The following is a 26,506-nucleotide window of genomic DNA, read 5'->3' as shown; positions in this document are numbered from 1 at the left end:
AAGGAGTTGCCATGTCTGAATCCGTGCCCACCCCGGCCGCCGCGCCTGTCGCGCCGGCGGCCAAGTGGAACGTTCTCTCGATCGTTTCGCTTGTCACGTCGATCCTGGGGCTCAGCCTCGTCGGTATCATCACCGGCCACATTTCGCTCAGTCAGATTAAGAAGACAGGCGAGCAGGGCAACGTGCTTGCCATCATCGGACTGATCCTCGGCTACCTCGGTGCCGTTGGTTGGATCATCTTCTGGATCGTGTGGTTCTCGCTTTTCGCATTCGCAGGAGCCGTTGGCTACTCGTCCTACTAGATCTCCGTTCACACAACGGGGTCGCGCCTTTGGGTGCGGCCCCGTTTGTGTATTCCCGGCGGTAGGGTCGTTCACATGACCGACACCCCAACGCAGACCACGGAATCGGCTGACCCGTACGCTTCGGTCTCGTCCCAGCCGTCGCAGACGCTGTCGATCGTGTCGATGGCGCTCGGGCTCTCCGGCTTCTTCCTCGGCATCTTCGTGTCGATCGCCGCCGTGGTGCTCGGGCACCTCGCTCAGAAGCGGGAGCCGCAGGCCAAGGCGTTTTGGCTGACGGGAATCATCGCGGGCTATGTCGGAATCGGCTTCTCTCTCGTCGTGATCGTTCTCTCGCTCGTTTATGTGGCCTTCATCCTCCTCTTTGTGGGAATCGCCGCCACCTACAACTAGGCCCACGTTCCGGCGCCACGGCCATGCCTCTCGCCGGTGCCCCGCGATAGAGTCGGGTCATGGCAGATTCAGACGAGACCGTCCCCCCGATCCCCACTCCTCCGGCGGATGCCGCGGCGGTGCCACCCGTAGAGCCCACTCCCGCGGCTCCCGCTGCAGCACCCGCGACGCCCGCGCCCGAGCAGCCCGCTGCAGCCACTCCGCCGCCCGCGGCACCGACCCCGCCGCCCGCGGCGCCGACGCCCCAACCGGCCTACGGCACGCAGCCACCGGCGCAGCCTTACGGGCAGCCCCAGTACCAGCAGCCGTACGCCCAGGCCTATGCTCCCGCCGCCCCCGGGCCGGCTCAGGGTCTGTCGATCACGTCGATGATCCTCGGCATCGCGAGCATCCTCTTGAGCTTCCTCTGGATCGGCCTTCTTCCCGCCATCGCCGCGGTGATCACCGGTCACCTGGCTCAGCGTCGCCAACCGTACGCGAAGGCCTTCTGGCTGACGGGCCTCATCACCGGCTACATCGGCGTTGTGCTCGGGCTCTTCGTGATCCTGTTCTTCGTGTTCTTCCTCGTGCTCGGCTTCTCGAGCTCCGGCTACATGGGCTACTAGCCCACGCGCTCCGCGAGGAGCGCTCGGCGACGCTCGCCCACCCTCGTGAGGATGAGCGTCGCCGACTCGGAGCCGGCGAGCCCGAGTGACGAACGGAATGTCGCGGGGTCAATGTCGACACCCCGTTTTTTGATCTCGAGGGTGCCGATCTCCCGCGCGGCAAGCTCCTTCTTGAGTGTCCGCTTGTCGAGAGGAAACTCCTCGACGACCCGGAACGCGGAGGCGAAGGGTGTCTGCACGGCGGTGTCGGCGGTCAGATACGCGATCGTAGGGGAGAGCATCCGGCCGCCCAGCGAGCGCGCGAGATCCCCGATGAGGCGAGCCCGGATGACGGCGCCATCCGGCTCATAGACGTACTCGCCGAGTGTTCCCACGGGTTCATCCTCGCTGTCGCGCTCCGCGGAGAGCTCCGCTACGCCGTGCGAGCCGATGACGAGCGCGGAACGCCGGATGCCCGCGCGGGCGACAGCACCGAACCACAGGCCGAGCTCGACCACATCCCGGTCGACGGAGACCCACTGCGCCTCGGCGTCGTCGGGGATGAGGTCGCGGTCGATACCCGGTCCGAGTTTGACTCCGGTGGGCAGTCTCGTGGCGAGGTCGAAGGCGAAGTCGAGGGACGGTGACCAATCAGCGGGGTTGGCGAGCCGCTTCACTCCGTCCCTGCGTGCGGGGTCGAGGTAGACACCGCCGATCCCCGCGAGGTCTGCCTCCTCTGCCGTGCCGTGTTCGACGCGCGCGTTCGACCACGGCGCGAGGTTGTAGGCGGCAACGGCGGCGGTGACTTCGTCGCGTTCCACGGCGGTCACTTCGATGTCGAGGGAGGCGAGCGCCATGGCGTCCGCGCCGATCCCGCAGCCGAGATCGGCGACCCATCCGATACCGGCACGCTGGAATCGCCCAGCGTGCTGCGCGGCGACGGAGAGTCGGGTGGCCTGCTCGAGGCCAGCCTCGGTGAAGAGCATGCGCTCGGCAAACGGGCCGAATTTTGTCTCGGCGCGGGATCGTAGACGCGATTGCGCGAGCGCCGCTGCGACTCGGGCGGGTGGATGCCCCTCGCGTCGCAGCGCGGACACCGTGCGCACGACGTCCGCCGCGCTGTCCCACTGGGGGAGCGAATCGAGGAGCCGTAGCCCCTCGAGCGAGAGAAGTTCGCGCAGCTCCGTGGCATCCATGCTCCGACGCTACCGCGCCGGGCTGAAACGAACGTTGGCACTCACGTTGAGCGAGTGCCAACAACCCTCTATAGTGGTTCTGGCACTCTCACAGGGAGTGTGCCAACCAGAGTTTCTAGAAAGAGGTACGCCGTGTCGGTGTCCATCAAGCCGCTCGAAGATCGCATCGTCATCCAGCAGGTCGACGCAGAGCAGACCACGGCATCGGGTCTGGTCATCCCTGACACTGCCAAGGAGAAGCCCCAGGAGGGCGAGGTCGTGGCCGTTGGCCCCGGCCGTATCGACGACAACGGAAACCGCGTTCCGCTCGACATCGCCGTTGGCGACAAGGTCATCTACTCCAAGTACGGTGGCACCGAGGTCAAGTACGGCGGCGAGGAGTACCTCGTTCTGTCGGCGCGCGACGTTCTCGCGGTTGTCGTCCGCTAGTCGCGTATTCAGCACAGTTTCGGCAGATTCCTGCCAGCCAGGGCCCGGGAGCGATCCCGGGCCCTGGTGCGTTCTCTGGCGCGCCTAGGCTGTTGAGGTGTCAACCGCCCCACCCGTTCCCGATCGCGTCACTGGCTCGGGACTCGCGTTCGCGCTCTCTGCCTACCTTCTGTGGGGCGTTCTCCCGCTCGCCTTTGTGCTCCTCATCCCGTCGGGCCCGGTCGAGATCGTCGCGTGGCGCATCGTCTTCTCGCTCGTCTTCTGCGCGCTGCTCCTGACGGTAACCCGTGGGTGGCAGCGCTTCGCGGCGCTCGCACGCGACCGCCGCGTTGTGCTCACGCTCGCTATTGCGGCGGTGTTCATCCTCGTGAACTGGTCCGTGTTCATCGCGGCAACACTGACCGGGCACGTCGTCGAGGCATCCCTCGGTTACTTCACCAACCCGATCGTGACGGTGTTGCTGGGTGTCCTCGTTCTTCGTGAGCGTCTCAGGCCCCTCCAATGGCTCGCCGTCGGTATCAGCGCGATCGCCGTTCTCGTGTTGGCCATCGGATACGGGGCGTTCCCCTGGATCGCCTTGAGCCTCGCGGCGAGTTTCGGCCTGTATGGGCTCGTCAAGAAGCAGGTGGGCCCGAAGGTGGATGCCATTGGCGGACTGACCATGGAGACCCTCGTTCTCAGTCCTCTCGCCGTTGTCGCGCTCGTTTTTGTGCAGGTTACCGTCGGCCTCACGATCGGTACCGAGTCGCCCCTGCACACCGCCGTGATGCTCAGCGTCGGAGCGATCACGGCGATCCCGCTCCTCTTGTTCGCAGCGGCGGCCCGGCGTCTGCCGTTGGTCTATTTGGGACTCGTGCAGTACATCGCCCCCGTCCTTCAGCTCATCATCGGCGTGTGGATCCTGGGGGAGGCGATGCCACTCGAACGGTGGATCGGCTTCGGGATTGTCTGGCTCGCCCTGGCCATCCTGACGGTCGACGTCATTCGCCACCGCTCTCGCTCCGACCTTCCCGCGGTAGAGCCGGAGCCCTGAATCTCCCTCAATCGCTGAGCGCGCGCGTTTCACTATGGTGGTGTGCGCACGACTGACGAAGCGCAAGGGAGGGCTGTCGTGACACGGCAATTCCGCGCCGCCCTCGTGGCCATCGTTATCGGCTCCATGGTCGGCCTCGCGGCCTGTTCTCCGGCCGAACCGGCTCCCACCCCGACGCCGACACCGCGCGCGCCCCTCGACCTGACCATCGGCGCCCTACTGCCCGAAACGGGCATCATCGCGGACTGGGGTCCCGCCACGCGTGCCGCCGTAGGCCTCGCCGTGGCAGACATCGCCGCCGCCGGAACGCCCATCACCGTCACCGCAGAGTTCCGGGACGCGGCGGACAGCAGCTCGGATACGGGGGTCGCATCGGCCGACGAGCTCATGGCCCTACCCGTTGACGCGTTCGTCGGGCCGCTGTCAGACGGGGTCTCGCGCAAGATCCTCGACAAGGTCGTTGCTGCGGGCATCCCGCTGGTGTCGCCCGCGAACTCCTCACCAGACTTCACGAACTATGACGACCAGGGCTTCTACTGGCGTACGGCGCCCCCGTGCACACTCGAAGCCGACGTCTTCGCTGGGCGGCTCGCAGCGGGCAAAGCCACAACGGTCGGGATCCTGTCCCAGGGTGGTGCTTGCGGAGACAAGCTCCCGAACGCGGTGCGCATCGGACTCGAACGTCTCGGAATGCGGGTCGTCGCCGATGTGCCGATCGCCGAGGGCGGCTCCGTCGACGCAGCGGCGGCCGAGATCGCCGCGGCGTCACCGGATGCCGTTGCCGTCGTTTCGCCGTTCGGCAAGGACGCCGTCTCGGCGCTCGATGCCGCTGGCTTCCGTGGGGACCAGCTGTACTTCGTCGGCCTGCCGCCCGGCGACTACTCAGCCGACTTCCCCGAGGGCACCCTCCAGGGCGCGACCGCGACGCGGGCGGGTCCCGACTATTCCGCGCTCACCGACTTCACCGACCGACTTCGTGAGATCGACGGCTCTCTGTCGCAGTACCGCTGGTCTGCCGAGACCTACGACGCCGTCATCCTTCTTGCGCTCGCAGCGCTTCGCGCCGACTCGACGGAGGGCCAGAAGATCGCGGATGCCCTCCTCGAGGTTTCGGGCGGCGACGGGGAAGGAACGGTCTGCACCTCATTCACTCCGTGTGCCGCCGCGATTCTTCAAGGGGAGACCATCGACTACGAGGGAATCTCTGGGACGGTCGATTTTAATGAGGACGGCGACCCGACAGGAGCCCAGATCGGTGTGTTCGTCGCCAATCGTTCTGGCGTCTTCTCGCGGGTCCAAGACTGACGATCTCGTGCGTTAAAGACACGAATTGTAACGATTCGGGTGCGTTACAGGGTCGTAACACGGTCGTATTGTGCAGAGACCAATCCCTGCATACGGTTGCATGACATGCATGGCACAGCCATGCGCATCGTCCTATCACCAAGGAGCATCATGGGTGTATTTTCATCGGCTGCTGGATCGCGCACCAAGCGCGCGGTCATCAGCGGCGTGGCACTGGCCGGCGCTACCGCGCTCGTCCTGACCGGCTGCGCGCCGTCCGATGGCGGCGGCTCCGGCCCCGCCGAGGACCTCACGTTCAAGATCGGTACGGCGCTGCCCGTCACCGGTAACCTCGCCTTCCTCGGCCCGCCCGAGATCGCAGGTACCGAGTACGCCGCCGCCGAGATCAACGAGGCTGCCAAGGGCATCACGATCGACCTCGTCCAGGGCGACTCGGGTGACACCGACAACAAGGCGTACGAGACCGAGATCCCGCGTCTCCTCGGTGAGGACGTCGGCGCCATCATCGGTGCGGCTTCGTCCGGCACGTCGCTGCAGTTCATCGACCAGGTCGTCGGCGCCAACGTCATCCAGTTCTCGCCCGCCAACACCTCGGCGGAGTTCACGACCTACGACGACAAGGACCTGTACTTCCGTACCGCTCCGTCGGACGTTCTCCAGGGTGAGGTTCTCGGTAACCTCATCGCCGAGGACGGCAACGAGACGCTCGGAATGATCGTGCTCAACGACTCGTACGGCACCGGACTGGCATCCTTCACCAAGGAGGCCTTCGAGGCCGCCGGTGGTGAGGTCGTCGCCGAGGCCACCTACAACACGGGTGACACGAACTTCTCGGCCCAGATCAGCGAGGTGCTCGCCGCGAGCCCCGACGCGATCGCCCTCATCACCTTCGAAGAGGTCGCCACGATGATCCCCGAGATCACCGCGAGCTTCCCCGCCGAGAAGCTCTACTTCGTTGACGGAAACCTCTCCAACTTCGGTGAGGACTTCCCCGCCGGCACCCTCGCGGGCGCCAAGGGAACGCTTCCGGGTCTCTCGATCGACACGATCACCGACTTCACCACCGCGCTCAACGACTTCTGGGTCGAAGAGGGCAACGACGAGCTCGACGAGTTCAGCTACGCCGCAGAGTCGTACGACGCGGTTGTCCTGCTCGCTCTCGCGGCTCTCGCCGCTGGCTCGACCGACCCGGTCGAGGTTGCAGCGAAGCTGCAGGAGGTTTCGGGTGGTTCGGGTGACGGCGAGAAGTGCAGCACGTTCGCCGAGTGCGCCGACATCATCAACGGTGGAGGCGTCGCCGACTACGACGGCATCTCCGGTCCGATCACGTTCGACGAGGTCGGCGACCCGACCGAGGCGTCGATCGGCATCTACCAGTACGGTGAGGACAACACCTACTCCGCTGCTGAGTAAGTAACTCAAGGAAGGGCCGCGACCTCCGGGTCGCGGCCCTTTCGTATGCCGCCCACCTTTCGTGCCACCGCGGAGAATCGGCAGCATACGCGCACCAAAAAAGGCCCGCCCTCCCGGAAGGGAGAGCGGGCCTTGACGTTGCTGGCTAGGCCCCCAGGGTTCCGAGGTAGAGGCCGATGACCTTGGGGTCATTCAGCAGCTCACGCCCGGTGCCGGAGTATGCGTCGCGGCCCTGGTCGAGCACATAACCGCGGTCGCAGATCTGGAGGCAGCGGCGAGCGTTCTGCTCGACCATGATCGTCGTGACGCCGGCCTTGTTGATCTCCGAGACGCGCAGGAACGCGTCATCCTGACGGGCGGGGGAGAGTCCGGCCGATGGCTCGTCGAGCAGCAGCACCTGCGGGTCCATCATGAGGGCGCGCGACATGGCGACCATCTGACGCTCACCACCGGAGAGCGAGCCCGCACGCTGGTTCAGGCGCTTGCCGAGTTCGGCAAAGATGCCCGTGACAAACTCGAGACGCTCCTGGTAGACCTTCGGGCGCTGGAAGAGCCCCATCTGGAGGTTCTCAGCGATCGTCAGGCTCGGGAAGACGTTGTTCGTCTGCGGCACAAACCCAACGCCGCGTGCGACGAGCTTGTTGGCCTTGAGGCCGCCGATCTCGTCACCGCGGAGTGTGATGCTTCCGCTGCGAATCTTCACCTGGCCGAAGATCGCCTTGAGGAGCGTCGACTTTCCCGCTCCGTTCGGCCCGATGATGCCGATGAGCTCGCCCTGCTGTGCGACGAGGTTGGCCCCGTTGAGGATGTTGACGCCGGGCAGGTAGCCCGCAACGAGGTCGGTCACCTTCACGACCGGTTCGCCGGTCACCGGCGTGCTCGCCGTCGCGCTCGTGGTGTCGGTCATTTCGTGGACTCGCTCTCATCGCTGGAGATGGCTTCGTCGAGCTCCTCGACCTCCGCGAGGAGGTCGGCAGCCTCAGGGGGCAGTTCGCCCTCGTGGCGACCCGTCACGACTCCGAGGTCGACGTCCTGGTGTGAGCCGAGGTAGGCGTCGATCACGGCCTGATCCTGCATGACCGTGTCGGGCGGCCCCTCGGCGACAACCTTGCCCTCCGCCATAACGACAACCCAGTCGGCGATGTGGCGGACCATGTGCATGTCGTGTTCGACGAAGAGCACCGTCATCCCCTGGTCCTTGAGGTCCAGGATGTGGTCGAGGAGTGACTGCGTAAGGGCCGGGTTCACCCCTGCCATCGGCTCGTCGAGCATGACGAGGGTGGGGTCCATCATGAGCGCTCGAGCCATTTCGAGGAGCTTGCGCTGACCGCCGGACAGGGAAGCGGCAAAGTCGGCTTCCTTCGCGTCGAGCTTGAACTTCTGCAGGATGACGCGAGCCTTCTCCTCGATCTCCTCGTCCTGCTTGCGCCAGAACGCCGGGAAGAGCGAGCGGAAGAAGTTCTCACCGCGCTGACCGCTGGCTCCGAGCTTCATGTTCTCGAGCACTGTGAGCAGGCCGAGCGCCTTCGTGAGCTGGAACGTGCGGACGAGTCCGCGGCGCGCAACCTTGAAGGCGGGCACACGTGCGAGGGAGTTCCCCTCGAACATCCATGTGCCCTCGTTCGGCTCATCGAAGCCCGTGAGGAGGTTGAACAGCGTGGTCTTGCCGGCACCGTTCGGTCCGATGAGAGCGGTGATCGCTCCGCGCGGGATCTCCAGGTGCTCGACGTCGACTGCGGTGAGGCCGCCGAACTGACGCTTGATGCCGTCCGCGACAATGATCGGATCGACCTTCTCGACGCCCGGCCGGACCGCGCCCTTGTGCAGGCCCGTCGTCTTCGGACGGCTTACGGGAGCAACGGATTCACTTGACAAAGGTCAGCTCCTTCTTGTTGCCCAGGATGCCCTGCGGTCGGAAGATCACGAGGAGCATGAGCGCGACACCGATGAGGATGAAGACCATCATCTGGGCCTGCTCGCCCGAGAGGAACGGAAGCACCCCGGCGCTCGCGAGCGCGGGAAGCAGGTTCGAGAGGAAGGCCCTCACGACCCAGAAGAGAACGGCGCCGAGGATCGGGCCGAAGATCGTCGCCGCGCCACCGAGGAGGAGTGCGGTGTAGATGAAGAACGTCTGCGAGGTGACGTACACGTTCGGGTTGACGTTTGTGCCGAGTGCGATGACGATGCCACCGAGCGCCGTGATGACACCACCGATGATGAGCGCCTGCATCTTGAACGAGAACACGTTTTTGCCGAGCGCACGCACGGCATCCTCGTCCTCGCGGATGCCCTTGATCACGCGACCCCACGGGCTACGCATGAGCGACCACACGAAGAGAATCGCAATGGCGAGCACGATGAGGCCCACGATGATGACCCACCACTGGTCGCGCGAGTACATCCAGGGGCCGAAACCGTAGGGTCCGCCCTCGGGCAGCGGGTTCGACGCCCGGAAGTCCCGCTGGAAGCCGGAGAGACCGTCTGCGGAACCCGTCACGGGCGTGAACGCCGTAGTCAAGAAGAGCAGTCGCACAACTTCGGCCGCCGCGATCGTCACGATGGCGAGGTAGTCACCACGCAGTCGCAGCGTCGGGATTCCGAGGATGAGCGCGAAGATCACGGCCGCGCCGAGTCCAATGAGGATCGCGACCCACCACGGCATGCCGAAGGTGAGGATCGAAATCGCGAAGCCGTAGGCACCGACCGCCATAAAGCCGGCGACACCCATGTTGAGGAGTCCGGTGAAGCCGAAGTGGACGGCGAGACCGAGGGCCGCCAATGCGAAGCCGATCGTCGTCGGGCTGAAGATCTGGCCCGCGGTGTTCGAAAGGATCTGGAGAAAGTTCATGGTCGTCGCCTTCCTAACCGATCCGCTCTCGTCGACCGAGGATTCCCTGCGGTCGGAAGAGAAGGATCACGATGAGCACCACGAGGGCGCCGACGTACTTGAGATCGGACGGGATCCAGAGGCTCGAGACCTCGACGAGCATTCCGACCACGAGAGCACCGATGAGTGCGCCGAACGCGGTTCCGAGGCCTCCGAGGGTGACCGCGGCAAAGATGAGGAGCAGGATGCTCGTTCCCATGTCCCACTTGATGCCCGGGCGGAAGTAGGCCCACAGCACACCGGCGAGGCCCGCGAGGGCCGCAGCGACGATCCACACGACGCGTACAACGAAGTCGACATCGATGCCGCTCGCCGCCGCGAGGGACGGGTTGTCCGAGACGGCGCGTGTTGCCTTGCCGATGCGGGTCCGCTGCAGCCACCACGCGAAGGCGAGGATGACGATGATCGACGTCGCCATACTCACCATGTCGATGACGCTGAGCTTGATGGGACCCCAGATCTCGATGTCCGGTGCGGTTGATCCTTCGAGTTGTTCGGTTCCACCGCCGACAAAGAGCTGGAAGACGTAGCGCAACGCGAGGGAGAGGCCGATACTCACGATCATGAGTTGGACGATGCCGAGGCCGCGTTTACGCAACGGACGCCACAGTCCCAGGTCCATCGTGTACCCGAAGATCGCCGACAGTATGACGGCTATGGGTATAGCCACCCATATGGGGAAGTCGATGACGGTGGAGAACAGAAGCGCCATGAGTGCGCCGAACGTGACCATCTCACCGTGTGCGAAGTTTGACAGGCCCGTCGTTCCGAACACGAGCGACAAACCGATCGCGGCGAGCGCGAGCATCAGCCCGAAGTTCAGGCCGTTGACGATGCGTTCGATGAGCTGATCGGCGAAGGTTGTTGTGTTGCGTTCACCCCGGCCGATGAAGAAGTTGGCGACGGTTGATCCACTCGGGCCGATCTCCACGTCCCTCACATTGGGGGTGGGGTCCTCGCCGGATTCGTCGACCACCGCGATGCCCTCGGGCAGCGTGGACTCGTCGAGGGTGACGGAGTAGGGGCCCTCGTTGCTCGGCACACCGACCGACCAACGGCCGTCGGCATCCGTCTCGACCTCGACTTCATGGCCGTTGCCGGCGATCGTGAGTCGAACGTCTTCGAGGGGCTCGCTGTTGAGCTTCACGTTGCCGCTGATGCGGTAGTCGTAGATGTCGAGGTCGACTTCGTCCGCGCTGGCTGTGCCCGCGCCGAAGGTCAGGGCCGCCCCGAGCGCCGCAATGAAGACGACGAGAAGGGCCTTCGCCGATCGTCGCCCGCGGACTGCATTTGCCGTATTCACACAACCTCCAGCTGGACGCGGCTTGGACCTGCGTCGCACGTTAACCCGAACGACACTAGCTCCGATATATGTCTCCCGTGTTTCGGGTGGGAGGCACCTATGGTTCTGGGAATCTTGCACGGGAATGTGCCACGTGGCAAGGGCGTTAGCATTAACCGACAAATTTCTACCGCACGCGCGAGGGGTACATGGACCAGCCTGATCCGTTCGGATTCATCGGACTTACCTACGACGACGTCATGCTCCTACCGGGACACACGGACGTCATTCCGAGCGAGGCGGACACTAGCTCGCGTCTAACGCGGCGCATCCGCGTGGCCTCTCCTCTTATTTCTTCTGCGATGGACACGGTCACCGAGTCCCGTATGGCCATCGCGATGGCGCGCAATGGCGGACTCGGTGTGCTGCATCGCAACCTCTCCATCGAGGACCAGGCGGCGTACGTCGACAAGGTCAAGCGCAGCGAGTCGGGCATGATCACCAACCCGGTGACGACCACTCCCGACGCAACGGTCGCCGAGGTGGACGCCCTGTGTGGCCAGTTCCGCGTCTCGGGCCTTCCCGTGGTCGAGGGCGACGGCACCCTCGTCGGCATCATCACCAATCGCGACATGAAGTTCGTCTCGCCGTTCGAGCGCGACACGACACTCGTTCGCGATGTCATGACGCGGATGCCCCTCATCACCGCACGCGAAGGCATCGACCCGGACTCGGCAATCGCCATCTTCCACCAGCACAAGATCGAGAAGCTTCCGCTCGTCGACGAGGCGGGTCGCCTCACGGGCCTTATTACTGTCAAGGACTTCGACAAGTCGGAGAAGTACCCCAACGCGACGAAGGACTCGGAGGGTCGTCTACGTGTCGGCGCCGCGATCGGGTTCTTCGGCGACGCGTGGGATCGTGCCGGCGCCCTGCGTGACGCCGGTGTCGACGTCATCGTCGTCGACACCGCCAACGGCGACTCCGCGGGTGTGCTCGACATCATCCGCCGGATCAAGTCCGACAGCGCATTCGCCGACATTGACGTGATCGGCGGTAACGTCGCCACGCGTTCTGGCGCCCAGGCGCTCGTGGACGCTGGCGCGGACGCCGTCAAGGTCGGGGTTGGCCCCGGCTCCATCTGCACGACGCGTGTTGTGGCGGGTGTCGGTGTTCCCCAGGTGACGGCCGTGTACGAGGCATCGCTCGCGGCTCGTGAGCGAGGCATCCCGGTTATCGCCGATGGGGGCTTGCAGTACTCCGGCGACATCGCCAAAGCGCTCGTCGCCGGCGCCGAGACAGTGATGTTGGGCTCGCTGCTGGCAGGGACCGACGAGAGCCCCGGTGACCTCATCTTCGTCAACGGCAAGCAGTTCAAGAGCTACCGGGGAATGGGCTCACTCGGGGCGCTCCAGACTCGCGGCAAGAAGACGTCCTACTCCCGCGACCGCTACTTCCAGGCAGACGTTCCCTCCGACGAGCAGCTCATCGCCGAGGGCATCGAGGGCCAGGTTCCCTACCGCGGTCCGGTGTCTTCAGTTGTGTACCAGCTCCTCGGTGGACTGCGTCAGTCGATGTTCTACACGGGAGCGCGCACGATCGATGAGCTGCGCACGAAGGGCAAGTTCGTGCGCATCACGGCGGCGGGACTCAAAGAATCGCACCCGCACGACATTCAGATGGTCGTCGAGGCACCCAACTACCGCCGCTAGCGAGTCCGCGCCCTAGGCTGGTGGCGATGCGAGTATTGATCACCACGAACCACCTGCGGAATCTCGCTGGGTCGGAAGTCGTGACGCTCGAACTCATCGAACACTTCCTCGCGCGTGACTGGTACGTCGACGTGTACACACACGATCTCGGCGAGCCCATGTTGGGTGAGATTCAGAAGCTTCCGTCGTGGGGTCGGCTCACGCTCCATGTTGCAGACCTCGACGCGGAGTTCGGCGAAGCGTACGACCTGATCTGGGTGCAGCACAGCATCCTTCCTCCCGGTCTGCTGCGTCGCCTCGAGGCCGGGGGCGTGGACGCGCCCATGATCTGGCACCACCTCTCGAGTTTTATGGACGTCGAGTTGCCGAGGCACGCCGGCATCGAAAATCAGCTCGCGGCGCTCTCCATGGGGATGTCGTCGACAACGGTAGAGCGACTGAAGGAGTTCGGCCTCACCGCCGAAAACCTCGAGGTCTTCGACAATCCGGCGCCGGACGCCTTTGCTGATGCGGTGCGGGATCCGGTTTCCGCCCTGCGGCGTATTCTCGTGGTCTCCAATCACGCACCGGCCGAGGTGCGAGAGGCCGCCGATGCGCTCGCGGAGCTCGGCATCGAGGTGGTCTTCCTCGGAGCAGACGACGGGCCCGTGCGCGTGACCCCGGAGACCTTGAGCGATGTCGACGCCGTGCTCACGATCGGAAAAACCGTGCAGTACGCGTTGTCGATGGGAATCCCCGTCTACCTCTACGACCACTTCGGGGGACCGGGGTGGCTCACAGACGAGACAATCGCCGCAGCAGCACACGACAGCTTCAGCGGCCGCAAAGAGGGACGGCAGCTCGCGGCTCAGCAGCTCGTAGCCGAGATCACGGGCGGATTCGACACGGCCCGCGACTTCGCCACCGACCGTCGCCCCGAGCACGCCGAGCGCTGGCGTCTGTCGACGCGCCTCGACGCGCTCCTGAACGACGAGCGCGTGGTGCGCGCGGGCGTGGCATCGCTGAGCCCCGAGGATGCCCGGCAGCTGTCGTCACTCATCGCGCTCCACCGCGACCTCTACCGCCTGGTGCTGAAGCTCCAGGGGGATATCGCGGAGTTGACCTCGGACGCTCGCGAGACGTAGCTCGCGGCATCCGCGCTCAACCGATACGGCCGAGCGCCCGCCGGAGTTTGTACCAGGCAGCACCCCAGAAGCCCCGGCGGAACTCCCCGGCAAAAGGCGGACGGAGCACCGTCATGCTCTCCATAGTGACGATGAGCTGACGTTCCCGTCGGGGCCAGGAGTAGCCGACGTAGGAGGGGTCCGCCGTCTCGAAAACGTCGAAGCGACCGCGCCGGGTGCCGTTCACCGGGCGAAGCGCCACGGTCTGGCCGGACTCCGTTGTCGCCCTGGTTCCGATGCAGATACACCCGAGTCCTTCGGTCGGGTCGAAGCGCACGGCCTTGGTTCCGGGCGGCACGTCGAAGCGGAACTCGAGCCCAGCGGAACCCAGCACCGGTTGTGCTTCGGCGGACACCGCGCTCCGCTGCGAGAAACCGTCCCCCGTGTCGATGTAGAGGTACGCCTTTGTCGGTGCGAGTGCCCAATCGGTGTTGGGGCCGAACTGGCGGGCCTGCAGGCGGAATTCGAAGGCGGAGAACCTGTCGCCGACGCCGATGCCGAACCGCTGATTGTTGCGGCGAAGCATGTGGGTCGCGTTGGTGATGAGATTCGAGGCGACACCGTCGGGCATGATCACACTCGAGAAAAATCCCAGGGCCTGTGCGATGAAGGGGGTCGACTTCTCGAGCACGGCGGCGGAGTCTGCGCTATCGCGGGCCCGTGAGAAGAAGTCGCTGTCGAGAATCGATCCGCGCACCCACGCCTTGCCCTCGGCCGGGGACAGCGGGCTCTTCCACTTGTCGATCGGTGTCTCGACCTCGAGGTCGCTCAGCAGCTCGGCGACATCGGCGAACGAGTCCGCCCACTCGTGACCGTAGTTGCCGTAGTAGTCACTGTGAAGGGAACGCGGAGGCACCGCGAGGCCCAGCAGCGGGTTGCGATCAAACAGCTCGATGACCCGAGAGACGTAGGCGGGGCTCGCGAGAACGGCCTCGGTTGTGTTGCGGTCGGCGGCGGTGCCGTTGCTGTACGGGAACGAGCCCCGCTCCGCCGGGTCGACGATGCAGATGAGGTCGGTGCCCTTCAGCTCGCCGTCGTAGTGCTCTAGCACCGACCACGGGTCACTCTGCACTGGGATGGTTTTCACCACGGCATCGGCCCAGCGGCCCGTCGACAGCAGCGCCTCGGCATCCTCGAGTCCCGGAGCGTCGATCGGATGCACGAGAAGGAGCTTCGCGGACGCGGGCAGCGCCTCGAGGTCCCGCAGTCGTCGCTCGAGGTCGGCCGCGGATTCCACGCCGACGATTGCTCCGACGGTGGTCGTGCTCGCGGTTTCGGCGGGGCCGTGAGAGTTGATGACCGTAAACAGATTGAGCGCGGTGGCCACGTCGAAGTGGTTACCGCTGCGGATGACGTGTCGCCAGATCAGGTCGACGTCGTAGTCGCCAGATTCGGCGAGGTAGTCGAGGAGGTCGCGCGCTGGTCGGTTCGAATTTTCGTCGAGGTACAACTCCGGCGCGGCGATGAAGGTCTTGCGTTTGAAGATCGGACTGCGTCGATTGACGATGAGGTCGACGGGAGTGTTGAAGAGCGGGTAGTACATCTCGCCGATGAGATCCGAGGTGTCCACGTAGTAGTCCCAGGTGAAACCCATGTCGGCGAAGCGAGGGGTGAAGAGGGCCTCGTGGCGCGCGATCGAGTCCTCGTAGGTTTCGATGGGCACCATGGTGTCCCAGTACCGCCGGAATTCGGGACTCGCGAGCATCCGTCGACGCACCGCGATGAAGTGGGACTGCAGGTGCACGTCGACCGACCCGTCGGGCATCTTGTCCCACGGGTCGAACTCGGCGCCGTTGTGGATGGTGATGCCCCAGAAGTCGACGTCGCGCGAGTCCATCTCGGTGAACATCGGCTCGAAGGATCCGACCGGGCCCATGATCGTGAAGTTGACCATGATGAGTTCGTCGTATTCCGCGAGGGCGTCCCACCCCACGAGATCGATACCCGCCTTGTAGGCCCACACATCGAAACCCTCGTTGGGCCGAACGACGACGGGGTCTGCGCCGACCTTTTCGAATCGTTCGCGTCCCTCGCGTGTGAGCTTGCCGTTGACGACAACCACGAGTCGGGTCAGCGAGGGCATCATGCCCTCAAGGAACGTGATGACGTAGTCGTCGACCACACCGTGCGGATCGTAGAAGAAGTAGATGCCGAGGCGCTTCGGCGTTCCGCTCAGTATCACTGGCTCGTTGGTCCTTTCCGGCGCGCCTAATGTCGACTTCTTCTCGTATTGATGCCCGCTCATCATAAGCCGCTTCTGAGGTGCATTCAAAAGCGCTCGCAGGGCCTGTGGACGGGACGCCGGTAGGCTTGTCGGGTGAGTGACATCGAGATCGGGCGCGCCAAGCGCGCACGCCGCGTGTACGCCTTCGACGACATCGCCGTGGTGCCCTCCCGGCGCACGCGCGACCCGCAGGATGTCTCGGTCAGCTGGACCATCGATGCCTACACCTTCGACATCCCTGTACTCGCCGCACCGATGGACTCCGTGGTAAGCCCCGCGACCGCCATTCGTATGGGTCAGCTCGGTGGACTCGGTGTGCTCGACCTCGAAGGACTCTGGACCCGCTACGAGAACCCCGAGCCGCTCCTCGAGGAGATCAGTGGTCTCGACGCCTCCGCGGCGACCGCGCGGATGCAGGCCATCTACGCGGAACCGATCAAGCCCGAGCTCATCAAGGCCCGAATCGCGGAGATCCGGGCATCCGGAGTGCCGGTGGCGGGAGCCCTCAGCCCGCAGCGCACCCAGGAGCACTACAAGACCGTCGTCGACGCGGGCGTCGACCTCTTCGTCATTCGCGGTACGACGGTGAGCGCCGAGCACGTCTCCAAAACCGTCGAACCCCTCAACCTCAAGAAGTTCATCTACGAACTCGACGTACCCGTCGTCGTCGGCGGTGCCGCAACCTATACGGCGGCGCTCCACCTCATGCGCACGGGTGCTGCCGGTGTGCTCGTCGGGTTCGGGGGCGGCGCCGCATCGACGACGCGCGCGAGCCTCGGCATCCACGCGCCCATGGCGACCGCGGTCGCCGACGTCGCTGGCGCTCGCCGCGACTACATGGACGAATCAGGCGGCCGGTACGTGCACGTCATCGCGGACGGCGGTCTGGGAACGAGCGGCGACATCGTGAAGGCGATCGCCGTAGGCGCGGATGCCGTCATGCTCGGTAGCACGCTCGCGCGGGCGACGGATGCTCCCGGCCGGGGTTGGCACTGGGGTGCTGAAGCACATCACTCCGAGCTTCCGAGGGGCAACCGTGTGCAGGTCGGCAGTCTCGCGCCGCTCGACGAGATCCTGTTCGGACCGTCGTCCGTCGCCGACGGTCAGGTGAACCTCATCGGCGCCCTGCGTCGTTCGATGGCAACAACCGGCTACTCGGACCTCAAGGAATTCCAGCGCGTCGAGGTTGTCGTCGCGCCCTACAGCTCGAGGTAACTATGTCGCGCACCACGGTGACCCGTTCGACCAAGCTGGGCCCGGAGGAGCGCGCCGCCGCGCTCGACGTACTCTCGAGCAAAGAACTCGACGTGCTCGTGATCGGCGGCGGAATCGTCGGTGCCGGTGCTGCCCTCGATGCCGCCACACGGGGTCTGCGTGTCGGAATGGTGGAGGCCAGAGACTGGGCGAGCGGAACCAGCAGTCGCTCGTCGAAGCTTGTGCACGGTGGCATCCGGTATCTGGAGCAGCTCGACTTCCGACTCGTGCGCGAAGCGCTCATCGAGCGCGGTCTCCTGTTGCAGCGAATCGCCCCGCACCTCGTGAAGCCCGTGCGGTTCCTGTACCCGCTCACGAAACCCGTCTTCGAGCGGCTCTACGTCGGTGCCGGGATGCTGCTCTACGACCTGTTCAGCTATACGGGCGGTCGCCCGCCGGGCGTGCCGCACCATCGTCACCTCACCAAGCGTCAGCTGCAGCGTGCGATTCCGAGCCTGCGCCACGACGCCTTCCGGGGCGGGCTCGCGTACTACGACGCCCAGGTCGACGACGCGCGGTACGTCGCCAATCTCGCTCGCACGGCGAGTTTCTACGGAGCGCACGTGGCAAGTCGCGTGCGCGTCGAGGGGTTCCTCAAGGTGGGGGAGCGGGTTGTCGGGGTCACCGCGAAAGACCGTGAGACGGGCGAGACGTTCGAGATTCGCGCGCGCCAGGTTGTCAACGCGACGGGTGTGTGGACAGATGACACGCAGGCGATGGTCGGCGAACGCGGACAGTTCAAGGTGCGCGCATCGAAGGGCGTCCACCTTGTCGTGCCGCGGGACCGCTTCCAATCCAAGCTCGGTGTGCTGCTGCGCACGGAGAAGAGTGTGCTCTTCGTTATCCCGTGGGGCCGTCACTGGCTGATCGGCACAACGGACACCGACTGGAACCTCGACAAGGCCCACCCCGCGGCGACGGCCGCCGACATCGATTACCTTCTCGAGCACGTGAATCGCATCCTCACCGTTCCGCTGACGCGTGACGACGTCGAGGGTGTTTTCGCGGGACTCCGCCCACTTCTCGCGGGCGAGTCGGAGGAGACCTCGAAACTCAGTCGCGAGCACATCGTGGCGCACAGCGTTCCGGGGCTCGTGGTGGTCGCCGGCGGCAAATGGACGACGTACCGGATCATGGCCAAGGACGCCATCGACGAGGCGGTCGCCGCTCTCGACGGCAAATACTCGGAGAGCATTACCGAAGACGTCGCACTCCTCGGTGCCGAGGGCTATCGCGCCGCGTGGAACAAGCGCAGCAAACTCGCGAGGGCATTCGGCGTGCACCGCGTGCGCATCGAGCACCTCCTCAACCGGTACGGCGTGATGACGGATGAACTCCTCGACCTCATTCGGGAGCGCCCCGAGCTGCAGGAGCCTCTGCCCGGAGCCGACGACTACCTCGCCGCCGAAGTCGTCTACGCCGCAAGTCACGAGGGCGCGCTGCACCTCGACGACGTGCTCGCGCGGCGCACGCGGATCTCGATCGAGGCGTGGGATCGTGGCGTCTCTGCCGCGCCCGTTGCCGCTGCACTCATGGGCGAGACGCTCGGCTGGGATCAGGATCGAATCGACAGCGAAGTTGAGCACTACCTTCGCCGCGTCGATGCCGAGCGCGCGAGCCAGTTGCAGCCCGACGACGCATCGGCGGACCGCGTTCGCCTCGAGGCGCCGGAGGTCTAGCGGGCAGCTCGGCTTAGACTTGATGTCCTGCGAACGACAGGGAGGGCATCCATGGTTGACGTTCGACGGGTCAAACTTCCCGGCGTCGGTGTGCTGCACACCTTCGTCACCGATGACGGCGGCAAGGTTGGCGTCATCACCCACCGCTCCGGCCCGAGTGATCTCATCACCTTCTCCGACGACGAGGACGGCGCCGACGTCAAAAAGGTGTCGCTGCGCCTCGACGAGGATGAGGCACACACACTCGCCGAACTCCTCGGCGGCACACGGATCACCGAATCGCTCTCGAGCCTCGAGTCCATTCCTGGGCTCTCCATCGACTGGTTCCCCGTCGACTACGACGACCACATAGCGGGTCAGAAGCTCGGCTCACTCGCCGGCCGCGGCGTGATCGGACTCACGGTTGTCGCCGTCGTGCGCGGTGACTCGGCAAACCCTGCGCCGTCCGACGACTTCACGGTCTTCCCCGGAGACACCCTCGTTGTCGCAGGCAGCCCAGAGAAGGTGGCGAAAGCGTTCGCGTTCTACCGTTCGGGTGAGCTCGCCCCGCGGGCAGCGGCAGAAGCGCCGCCGGGAGGGTAGGAGTGCACCTCGGCGAAGAGCTTCTTGTTCTCGGCATCCTGTTCCTCATCGCCTACGTACTCGGTCGCCTGGGCAAACTGGTCGGGCTACCGGCTATCCCGGTTTACATGGTCGTTGGGCTCCTGGCGAGTCCGTACACCGGCTGGTTCCCGCTGAGCTTCGACGCACACAACGTCGAACTCATCGCGGTGTTTGGCCTCATCCTGCTCCTGTTCAACCTCGGTCTCGAGTTCGACCAGGAGGAGTTCTTCGGCAACGCCGGAAAGCTGCTGATCTCCGGAGGCTCCTACATCCTCGTCAACATCGGTGTCGGCTTCGTCTTCGGCTTCATGGTGGGGTGGGGCACACGCGAAGCCCTCATCATCGCCGGGATGACGGCGACCTCGTCGAGCGCGATCGTGACGAAACTGCTCATCGAACTCGGGCGACTACCGAACAAGGAGACCCCCACGATCCTCGGGGTGACCGTCGTCGAGGACATCTTCATCGCCATCTACCTCGCCATCGTGGGTGTCGTGCTGAGCGGCCAAACCGAGGTGTGGCCGGTCGTGCTGCAACTGGGCGTTGCCTTCCTCTTCCTCGTGGTGATGTTCAGCATCGCGCGCTGGGGTGGCCGATTCGTCTCGAAGCTGTTCAAGACGAAAGACGACGAACTCTTCACCATCCTGTTCTTCGGACTCGCCGTCGCCTTCGGCGGCATCGGGGAACTGCTCGGAGTAACCGACGCGATTGGTGCCTTCCTCATCGGCCTCGTGCTGGGGGCGACACGCTACCGCGCACGCATCGAGCAGATCGCCCTTCCGCTGCGCGACGTGTTCGGCGCCTTCTTTTTCCTCAACTTCGGGCTGGCACTCAACGTCGCCGAATTCGGTCAGGTGCTCGTACCGGTGGCCGCGGCGGTCGCCATGACGATCGTGCTCAACGTGCTCGCTGGACAATTTGTCGCCTGGCTCAACGGACTGGGACCGCAAGCCGGCATCAACACGACCGTGATTTTGCAGAACCGTGGGGAGTTCGCGCTCATCCTCGCGACGCTGTCCCTCTCGGCGGGGCTCGATCCGCGCCTCGTGCCGTTCGCCGGTTTGTACGTTCTATCGATGTCCATCATCGGGCCCGTGCTTGCCGTGAACTCGGAGCGCATCGGTGCGCTCATCCTTCGCCCGACCCGCACCAAAGTGGCGGCCGTGGACGGACGGGACCGGATGCGCGACGAAACGATCGCGCTCGTCGAGGCCGTCACCGCCGACGACAACGAAACCTCCGGTGACGCCCTCGCCCCGGACACCCTCGACATCATCGCCGAGGACCCGCCAGAGCGACCCGGCCCCGTCACCGAATCCATCGCGACGCAGGCTGCCGAGCAGTCCGACGTTGTCGTCGAACGCAAGAGGGACCCAGAGTATTGAGCATCTCCGCACGTTTTTGGCGCACCGCGCGCAGGCCAAAATGGCTCGCGGCCCTCGCGCTCGCCCTCGGCATCGCCGCGTCGTTCGCAGCCCTGGGTCAGTGGCAGCTCGAGCGCAGCTTTGAGGGCGGTGAGGTCACCGAGGAGCAGACCGAGACGGTGGTGCCCCTCACCACCATTGCCGAGCCGCAGCAGCCCATGACCTCAACGGCGATCGGGCAACGGGTCACCGTCAACGCCGCTCTCCTCCCGGACGACTACGTCGTGCTCTCGGGGCGCACCAATCACAGCGACGCCGGGTACTGGGTGGTCGGTCACGCGGTCACGGAGGACGGCGCGAGCCTCACCGTCGCACTCGGGTGGACCGAGAGCGCGGATGCCGCGGCATCCGCCATCGACCTCCTGCGCGAAAGCGCACCGGAGGGCACCCTCCCCGGAAGGTACCTGCCGAGCGAATCGCCCCAGCAGTCGGACTTCGAGGCCGGAGTACGCAGCGCGCTCGCCGTCTCCGAACTGATCAACCTGTGGACGACGGAGCCCGACGGCGTCTACGCGGGCTACCTCGCCCTCGAGGACGCACCCGCTGGGCTCGAGGTGATCGACGCACCGCCGCCCAACACCGAGGTCTCGCTCAACCTCCTCAACGTGTTCTACGCCGTCGAGTGGGTGATCTTCGCTGGCTTCGCCGTCTTCCTCTGGTACCGGCTCGTACGCGACGCGGTGGAGGATGAGATAGCCGAAGAGACCGCCGCTGACGCGCCCGTAGAATAGGCATATGCCCCAAGGTCCACGGCCTGCCGACGTCCCCCGAATCCGACGCACGGTCTCCGTGTACAAGGTCTCGTCGGTGATCACCGGCACCTTCCTGCTCCTGCTGTGCCTCATGATGGTGCTGCGCTACGGGTTCGGGGTCGACATCGAACTGGGTGGACCCTACGGCTTCCTCACGCTCACGCCGAAGGAACAGATCACCGCCATCAACCTGTCGACGTTCATCCTCATCGTCCACGGCTGGCTCTACGTGCTCTACCTCGCGTGCGACTTCCTGCTCTGGCGCTACATCCGCTTCTCGTTCGGGCGTTTCCTCTTCATCGCCCTCGGCGGAATCATCCCGCTGCTCTCGTTCTTCCTCGAGCGTCGCGTGCCCCGCGACGTCGAGGCCGCCATCGCCCGCATCCAACCGGCAGGAGTGCCAGCATGACCGACACCGATGCACGGCCCGTTCTCGTCGTCGACTTCGGCGCGCAGTACGCGCAACTGATCGCGCGCCGCGTGCGCGAGGCGAGCGTCTACAGCGAGATCGTGCCGCACACGATCACCGCGGCAGAGGTCGCCGAGAAGAAGCCGGCCGGCATTGTGCTCAGCGGCGGACCATCGAGTGTGTACGAGCCGGGCTCGCCGACTCTCGACCCGGGGATCCTCGAACTCGGTGTGCCCGTGCTCGGCATCTGCTACGGATTCCAGGTCATGGCGCAGCAGCTCGGCGGGGAAGTCGCCAACACCGGTCTTCGCGAATACGGCGCGACCGAGGTGACCCTCGCGCCCGGCGACAGCAGCCTGCTCGGCGGCCAGCCCGGGCAGCAGACCGCGTGGATGAGCCACGGCGATTCGGTGTCCAAAGCACCGGAAGGCTTCGAGGTCCTCGCGTCGTCGGATTCCACCCCGGTAGCGGCGTTCGCCTCCGACGAGCGACGGATGTATGGCGTTCAGTGGCACCCCGAAGTGAAGCACTCGGAGTACGGCCAGCGCGTCATCGAGAACTTCCTCCACACGGCGGCGGGCATCCCGGCCGACTGGAACAGTGCGAACGTCATCGAAGAGCAGGTCGCCCGCATTCGCGAGCAGGTCGGCACGGGGCGCGTGATCTGCGGGCTGTCCGGTGGAGTCGACTCCGCCGTGGCAGCGGCGATCGTGCACAAGGCGGTGGGCGACCAGCTCGTCTGCATCTTCGTCGACCACGGACTGCTCCGTCAGGACGAGCGGCGCCAGGTCGAGGAGGACTACGTCGCCTCCACGGGTGTTCGCCTCGTCACCGTGGATGCCCGGGACCAGTTCCTTGACGCGCTCGCCGGCGTGACCGACCCGGAGCAGAAGCGCAAGATCATTGGCCGCGAATTCATCCGCAGTTTCGAGAACGCCGCAGAAGCACTCGTCCTCGAGGCGCAGGGCGAAGGGGAGCAGATCAAGTTCCTCGTACAAGGCACCCTCTACCCGGACGTCGTCGAATCCGGTGGCGGCACGGGCACGGCCAACATCAAGAGCCACCACAATGTGGGAGGCCTGCCCGAAGACCTTCAGTTCGAACTCGTCGAGCCGCTGCGCACCCTCTTCAAAGACGAGGTCCGTGCCATCGGCCGTGAACTCGGACTTCCCGAGATGATCGTGTCGCGGCAGCCCTTTCCGGGGCCAGGCCTCGGCATCCGCATCGTGGGCGAGGTCACCCGTGATCGTCTCGATCTGCTCCGCTCGGCCGACGCCATCGCGCGCGCCGAGCTGACCGCCGCGGGCCTCGACGGGGAGATCTGGCAGTGCCCCGTCGTGCTGCTCGCCGACGTGCGATCGGTGGGAGTGCAGGGGGACGGGCGGACCTACGGTCACCCGATCGTGCTTCGGCCCGTGTCATCCGAGGATGCGATGACCGCCGACTGGACACGCCTGCCGTACGACGTGCTCGCCCGCATCTCCAACCGCATCACCAATGAGGTGCCCGGCGTCAACCGGGTCGTGCTCGACGTCACGTCGAAGCCCCCGGGGACCATCGAATGGGAGTGAGGTCCGCGTTTGCGGACCGGGCCTTTTCGGTGAGGCTCCGCCCGTAGACGCCCGCCACACCCGAGCCTCACCGAAAAGGCCCAGTCCGCAAGCGCTCAGTACTGGGGCTGAAAACCGCTAGCGCTCGGCGGTGCAACGACGAAGGGCCGCCCCCAGGGGGGCGGCCCTTCGTCGTTGTGGTGGCTAGTTGCGCGCGATGGCGAACATGCGCAGCAGCTCGAGGTACAGCCAGATGACGGTGACCATGATGCCGAACGCACCGGTCCAGCCGTACTTGGCCGGAGCCTTGTTGCGTGCACCCTTCTGGATGAAGTCGAAGTCGAGCACGAGCGAGTACGCGGCGAGGATCACCACGAGCACACCCAGGATCAGCCCGAGCGGGATGCCCGCGATCGTGAAGTCACCGCGCAGCCCCCACGGGTTACCGCCAGCTCCGCCGAAGAGCATGATGAACAGGTTGACGACCGAGAACAGTGCGTAACCGATCATCGCGATGAGGAAGATCTTGGTGGCGCGCTTGGATGCCCGGATCTTGCCACTCGCGAAGAGGGCCAAGGTCACACCGACCACAACGAACGTGGCGATGACGGCCTGGAGCACCACACCGTCGAATGCCGCGTTGTAGAAGGCGGAGATGCCACCGACAAAAACACCCTGAACCGCGGAGTACGCGAGGATGAGGGCCGGCGACGGCTCCTTCTTGAAAATGTTGACGAGGGCGAGCACAAAGCCGACAAGGCCGGCACCGATCCACAGGAACGGCACTGCCTCGGCGGTGAACCATCCGACGACGGCGCCAACAAGCAGCACCGCGAAGCTGAAGACGGTCTTCTGGATTGTGTTCTCGACCGTCATGACCTCGCCCTGAGGCTCAGCAGAGGGACGGTTGTAGATCTCGTCGAGCTGCTGCGCCGAGATGTCCTGCGCGGCGGCGACGGCGCCCTGCGATGTGAACGCCTCGTTGCGGAAAGCGGGGTTGTTGAATGCCATTTCTCCTCTTTCGGACTGGCTGGTGAGTGTTTCTAAGGTACCGGGTTTGCCTGGGGAATAGCAGGGGGTGCCGGTCGCTTGGTTGACGCGAGGAGGCGCGCGAGCCAGGCGGAGATGGCGAGAACGGCAAGGGAGACGCCGAGCGCCCCGAGCATCCCGCCGTATCCAACAAAGAGCATGGGCACGATGAAGCCGTTCGCGATCGGCAATATGACCGTGACGTAACTGCGCAGGGGGCGATGGCGGACGAGCAACCACGCAAGATAGGGCACAACGAGAGTCATGACCGAGTAGGGACCGGTGAGCAACAACCAGAGCTGGCCGGTTGCTGGCGCGACGATGACCGCCCGCCGCCATCCCCGGGAGGGGAGGATCGACCATCCGATGGCGTAGACGAGTGCGCCCTGCAGTAGGAAATAGTTGGCCCAGGTGTTCGATGCCTGGAGACCGATGCCGCCGGCGATGATGAGCACGAGGCCCATCAGGTAGCGATCGGTGTACCGCCCCCAGTGGAGCGGGAGGCTTCTGGTGGGTTCAACCCACGCGCGCACCCGGTCAGCGGACACTGAACGAGATGATCCACGCGATGGCGGCGATCCAGACGACGAGCCACACGTAGCCGAGCACGATCGCGACCCTGGCGAGTACCAACCCGCGCTCGCCGGAGGTTCGAATCTGGCGTACTGCGATGTGGCCGAAGATAGCCGCGATGGGACCACCGATGACACCGAGTGCGAATGCGATGACCGCGAGAAGGTTGATCGTTCGACCGGCATCCGCTGTGTCGGGACGGATCGCCGCGGGCGCGGCCTGGGGGAGCGGGGCGCCGCAGGACAGGCAGAACTTCCAGTCCCCCTGGAGCGGGGCACTGCACGCGGGGCACGTCGACATAGTGGAATGCTAGTGGGGTGAAGCGGCGAGGACGGCCCCTCGTGATCGGTCACCGGGGCGCGAGCGGGTATCGACCCGAGCACACTGCAGCAGCCTATGAGCTCGCCTTCGAGTTGGGGGCGGATGCCGTCGAACCCGACATCGTGGCGACCCGCGACGGGGTCCTCGTGCTGCGACACGAGAACGAGATCTCCGGCACAACGGATGTCGCCTCGCGACGCGAGTTCGCCTCCAGACGCACCACCAAAACTGTCGACGGCGTCAAACACACCGGGTGGTTCACGGAGGACTTCACGTGGGCGGAGCTCGCAACGCTGGAGGCTCGTGAGCGGATCCCCGAAACGCGGGAGGATTCCGCGGCGTACGGCGGGGGCATCCTGCGACTTCGCGACCTGATTCCGCTCATGCCGGACGGGGCGATTATGGTCGCCGAACTCAAACACGCGGCCTACTTCGAGTCGATCGGGCTGCCGCTGGATGCACTCTTCGCCGAGGAGATCGCGGACTGGGCGAAACCGGAGAACCTCATCGTCGAGTGTTTCGAGCTCACCGTTCTGGAGAAGGTTCGCGCCCGCGGGGTGCCGGGTCGTGTCGTATTCCTGCTCGAATCGTCGGGTGCTCCGGCCGACCAGGTTGCCCTTCTCGGGCGTCGCGCGGCCCCCTACAGCGACTACCTCACCGATGAGGGTTTGCGCTCGCTCGCGTCCCGCGTCGACGGCATCAGCGTAGACAAGAGGATGCTCCTCGACAGGCGCGGCACGGGTGCGACCGATCTTGTGGCCCGGGCACACGCTGCGGGTCTCGAGGTCTACACGTGGACGCTGCGCGCCGAGAACCGCTTCCTCGCACCAGCCTGGCGAACGGGAGACCCCGCCCAGTTCGGGGATTGGCAGTCGGAGTTCGGACTCGTGCTCGCGACGGGTCTCGACGGTGTGTTCGCCGATCAGCCCGACCTGGTGAGGGCGCTCCTCGACTGAATCTCCGGTCCCGGTACCTCGCGTCTTAGGACA

Annotated in this window: 26 protein-coding genes; 17 read left to right on the top strand and 9 right to left on the bottom strand. The window is 65.3% G+C overall.

Going from position 1 to position 26,506, the window contains the following annotated elements:
- The first annotated feature begins 11 nt into the window (after positions 1-11).
- The 3 genes from LH407_RS05350 to LH407_RS05340 all read left to right on the top strand — a co-directional run bounded on the left by LH407_RS05350 (position 12) and on the right by LH407_RS05340 (position 1,300).
- Positions 12-302 (top strand): DUF4190 domain-containing protein, encoded by a 291-nt coding sequence (locus LH407_RS05350; RefSeq protein WP_322132323.1) that lies wholly within the window; start codon positions 12-14, stop codon positions 300-302.
- 75 nt (positions 303-377) lie between these two features.
- Entirely contained in the window at positions 378-695 is a 318-nt protein-coding gene (locus LH407_RS05345) for a DUF4190 domain-containing protein (RefSeq protein WP_322132324.1), read from the top strand.
- A gap of 59 nt (positions 696-754) precedes the next feature.
- Positions 755-1,300, top strand: coding sequence for a DUF4190 domain-containing protein (locus LH407_RS05340; protein WP_322132325.1), 546 nt, complete (start codon positions 755-757; stop codon positions 1,298-1,300).
- Here LH407_RS05340 and LH407_RS05335 read toward each other — a convergent pair.
- On the bottom strand, positions 1,297-2,475 hold the full coding sequence (locus LH407_RS05335) for a class I SAM-dependent methyltransferase (RefSeq protein WP_322132326.1): 1,179 nt from the start codon (positions 2,473-2,475) through the stop codon (positions 1,297-1,299). The genes LH407_RS05340 and LH407_RS05335 overlap by 4 nt on opposite strands.
- 132 nt (positions 2,476-2,607) lie before the next feature.
- Here LH407_RS05335 and groES point away from each other — a divergent pair, with 132 nt between their 5' ends.
- The 4 genes from groES to LH407_RS05315 all read left to right on the top strand — a co-directional run bounded on the left by groES (position 2,608) and on the right by LH407_RS05315 (position 6,655).
- Positions 2,608-2,904, top strand: coding sequence for a co-chaperone GroES (groES, locus tag LH407_RS05330; protein WP_322132327.1), 297 nt, complete (start codon positions 2,608-2,610; stop codon positions 2,902-2,904).
- A 97-nt stretch (positions 2,905-3,001) separates the two neighbouring features.
- Positions 3,002-3,937: an EamA family transporter RarD gene (gene rarD, locus LH407_RS05325; protein WP_322132328.1), complete on the top strand. Its 936-nt coding sequence runs from the start codon at positions 3,002-3,004 to the stop codon at positions 3,935-3,937.
- A 78-nt stretch (positions 3,938-4,015) separates the two neighbouring features.
- A complete protein-coding gene (locus LH407_RS05320; protein WP_322132329.1) occupies positions 4,016-5,242 on the top strand; it encodes an ABC transporter substrate-binding protein in 1,227 nt (408 codons plus the stop codon).
- A gap of 150 nt (positions 5,243-5,392) precedes the next feature.
- Entirely contained in the window at positions 5,393-6,655 is a 1,263-nt protein-coding gene (locus tag LH407_RS05315) for an ABC transporter substrate-binding protein (RefSeq protein WP_322132330.1), read from the top strand.
- 145 nt (positions 6,656-6,800) lie between these two features.
- On the opposite strand, the gene LH407_RS05310 is transcribed toward LH407_RS05315, so the two are convergent.
- From LH407_RS05310 to LH407_RS05295, 4 genes are read right to left on the bottom strand one after another with little or no spacing between them, the layout of a single operon-like run.
- On the bottom strand, positions 6,801-7,562 hold the full coding sequence (locus tag LH407_RS05310) for an ABC transporter ATP-binding protein (RefSeq protein WP_322132331.1): 762 nt from the start codon (positions 7,560-7,562) through the stop codon (positions 6,801-6,803).
- A complete protein-coding gene (locus tag LH407_RS05305; protein WP_407650639.1) occupies positions 7,559-8,530 on the bottom strand; it encodes an ABC transporter ATP-binding protein in 972 nt (323 codons plus the stop codon). Before LH407_RS05305 ends, LH407_RS05310 begins: the two co-directional genes overlap by 4 nt.
- The gene (locus LH407_RS05300; protein ID WP_322132332.1) at positions 8,520-9,503 is read right to left on the bottom strand and encodes a branched-chain amino acid ABC transporter permease; all 984 of its coding nucleotides are present in this window, start codon (positions 9,501-9,503) and stop codon (positions 8,520-8,522) included. Before LH407_RS05300 ends, LH407_RS05305 begins: the two co-directional genes overlap by 11 nt.
- Positions 9,504-9,516: 13 nt before the next feature.
- Positions 9,517-10,845, bottom strand: a complete 1,329-nt coding sequence (locus LH407_RS05295; protein ID WP_407650638.1) for a branched-chain amino acid ABC transporter permease — start codon at positions 10,843-10,845, stop codon at positions 9,517-9,519.
- Between the two features lie 188 nt (positions 10,846-11,033).
- Between LH407_RS05295 and guaB the strand changes: the two genes are divergently transcribed.
- Positions 11,034-12,536 (top strand): IMP dehydrogenase, encoded by a 1,503-nt coding sequence (guaB, locus tag LH407_RS05290; protein WP_322132333.1) that lies wholly within the window; start codon positions 11,034-11,036, stop codon positions 12,534-12,536.
- A gap of 26 nt (positions 12,537-12,562) precedes the next feature.
- On the top strand, positions 12,563-13,660 hold the full coding sequence (locus tag LH407_RS05285) for a glycosyltransferase family protein (protein WP_322132334.1): 1,098 nt from the start codon (positions 12,563-12,565) through the stop codon (positions 13,658-13,660).
- 16 nt (positions 13,661-13,676) lie between these two features.
- On the opposite strand, the gene LH407_RS05280 is transcribed toward LH407_RS05285, so the two are convergent.
- Positions 13,677-15,947: a rhamnan synthesis F family protein gene (locus tag LH407_RS05280; RefSeq protein ID WP_322132335.1), complete on the bottom strand. Its 2,271-nt coding sequence runs from the start codon at positions 15,945-15,947 to the stop codon at positions 13,677-13,679.
- Positions 15,948-16,016: 69 nt separating this feature from the next.
- On the opposite strand from LH407_RS05280, the gene LH407_RS05275 reads away from it, so the two are divergent.
- From LH407_RS05275 to guaA, 7 genes are read left to right on the top strand one after another with little or no spacing between them, the layout of a single operon-like run.
- Positions 16,017-17,138 carry a GuaB3 family IMP dehydrogenase-related protein gene (locus tag LH407_RS05275; protein WP_322132336.1) on the top strand — a complete coding sequence of 374 codons (1,122 nt, stop codon included), beginning with the start codon at positions 16,017-16,019 and terminating at the stop codon, positions 17,136-17,138.
- 2 nt (positions 17,139-17,140) lie between these two features.
- Positions 17,141-18,856, top strand: a complete 1,716-nt coding sequence (locus tag LH407_RS05270; RefSeq protein ID WP_322132337.1) for a glycerol-3-phosphate dehydrogenase/oxidase — start codon at positions 17,141-17,143, stop codon at positions 18,854-18,856.
- 51 nt (positions 18,857-18,907) lie between these two features.
- Complete coding sequence (locus LH407_RS05265; protein WP_322132338.1) at positions 18,908-19,438, top strand: cation:proton antiporter regulatory subunit; 531 nt, start codon at positions 18,908-18,910, stop codon at positions 19,436-19,438.
- Positions 19,439-19,440: 2 nt separating this feature from the next.
- Complete coding sequence (locus LH407_RS05260; RefSeq protein WP_322132339.1) at positions 19,441-20,844, top strand: cation:proton antiporter; 1,404 nt, start codon at positions 19,441-19,443, stop codon at positions 20,842-20,844.
- Positions 20,841-21,614, top strand: coding sequence for an SURF1 family protein (locus LH407_RS05255; protein WP_322132340.1), 774 nt, complete (start codon positions 20,841-20,843; stop codon positions 21,612-21,614). Before LH407_RS05260 ends, LH407_RS05255 begins: the two co-directional genes overlap by 4 nt.
- 4 nt (positions 21,615-21,618) lie before the next feature.
- The gene (locus tag LH407_RS05250) at positions 21,619-22,044 is read left to right on the top strand and encodes a DUF3817 domain-containing protein (RefSeq protein ID WP_322132341.1); all 426 of its coding nucleotides are present in this window, start codon (positions 21,619-21,621) and stop codon (positions 22,042-22,044) included.
- Positions 22,041-23,615: a glutamine-hydrolyzing GMP synthase gene (guaA, locus tag LH407_RS05245; protein WP_322132342.1), complete on the top strand. Its 1,575-nt coding sequence runs from the start codon at positions 22,041-22,043 to the stop codon at positions 23,613-23,615. The genes LH407_RS05250 and guaA overlap by 4 nt, the downstream gene beginning before the upstream one ends.
- Before the next feature lie 183 nt (positions 23,616-23,798).
- Here the strand turns inward: guaA and LH407_RS05240 are convergent, their stop codons facing one another.
- The 3 genes from LH407_RS05240 to LH407_RS05230 are packed head-to-tail and all read right to left on the bottom strand — an operon-like array spanning position 23,799 to position 25,496.
- Positions 23,799-24,605 (bottom strand): Bax inhibitor-1/YccA family protein, encoded by an 807-nt coding sequence (locus LH407_RS05240; RefSeq protein ID WP_322132343.1) that lies wholly within the window; start codon positions 24,603-24,605, stop codon positions 23,799-23,801.
- A gap of 32 nt (positions 24,606-24,637) precedes the next feature.
- Positions 24,638-25,171 (bottom strand): hypothetical protein, encoded by a 534-nt coding sequence (locus tag LH407_RS05235; RefSeq protein WP_322132344.1) that lies wholly within the window; start codon positions 25,169-25,171, stop codon positions 24,638-24,640.
- Positions 25,161-25,496 (bottom strand): DUF4190 domain-containing protein, encoded by a 336-nt coding sequence (locus LH407_RS05230; RefSeq protein WP_322132345.1) that lies wholly within the window; start codon positions 25,494-25,496, stop codon positions 25,161-25,163. The genes LH407_RS05235 and LH407_RS05230 overlap by 11 nt, the downstream gene beginning before the upstream one ends.
- Positions 25,497-25,513: 17 nt before the next feature.
- On the opposite strand from LH407_RS05230, the gene LH407_RS05225 reads away from it, so the two are divergent.
- Entirely contained in the window at positions 25,514-26,473 is a 960-nt protein-coding gene (locus LH407_RS05225; RefSeq protein WP_322132346.1) for a glycerophosphodiester phosphodiesterase family protein, read from the top strand.
- Positions 26,474-26,506: the final 33 nt, after the last annotated feature.

Source organism: Antiquaquibacter oligotrophicus (assembly GCF_020535405.1).
Lineage (GTDB): Bacteria > Actinomycetota > Actinomycetes > Actinomycetales > Microbacteriaceae > Rhodoglobus > Rhodoglobus oligotrophicus.
The sequence above is the reverse complement of the archived record's forward strand: the minus strand, read 5'-3'. Positions and strand labels throughout refer to the sequence as shown.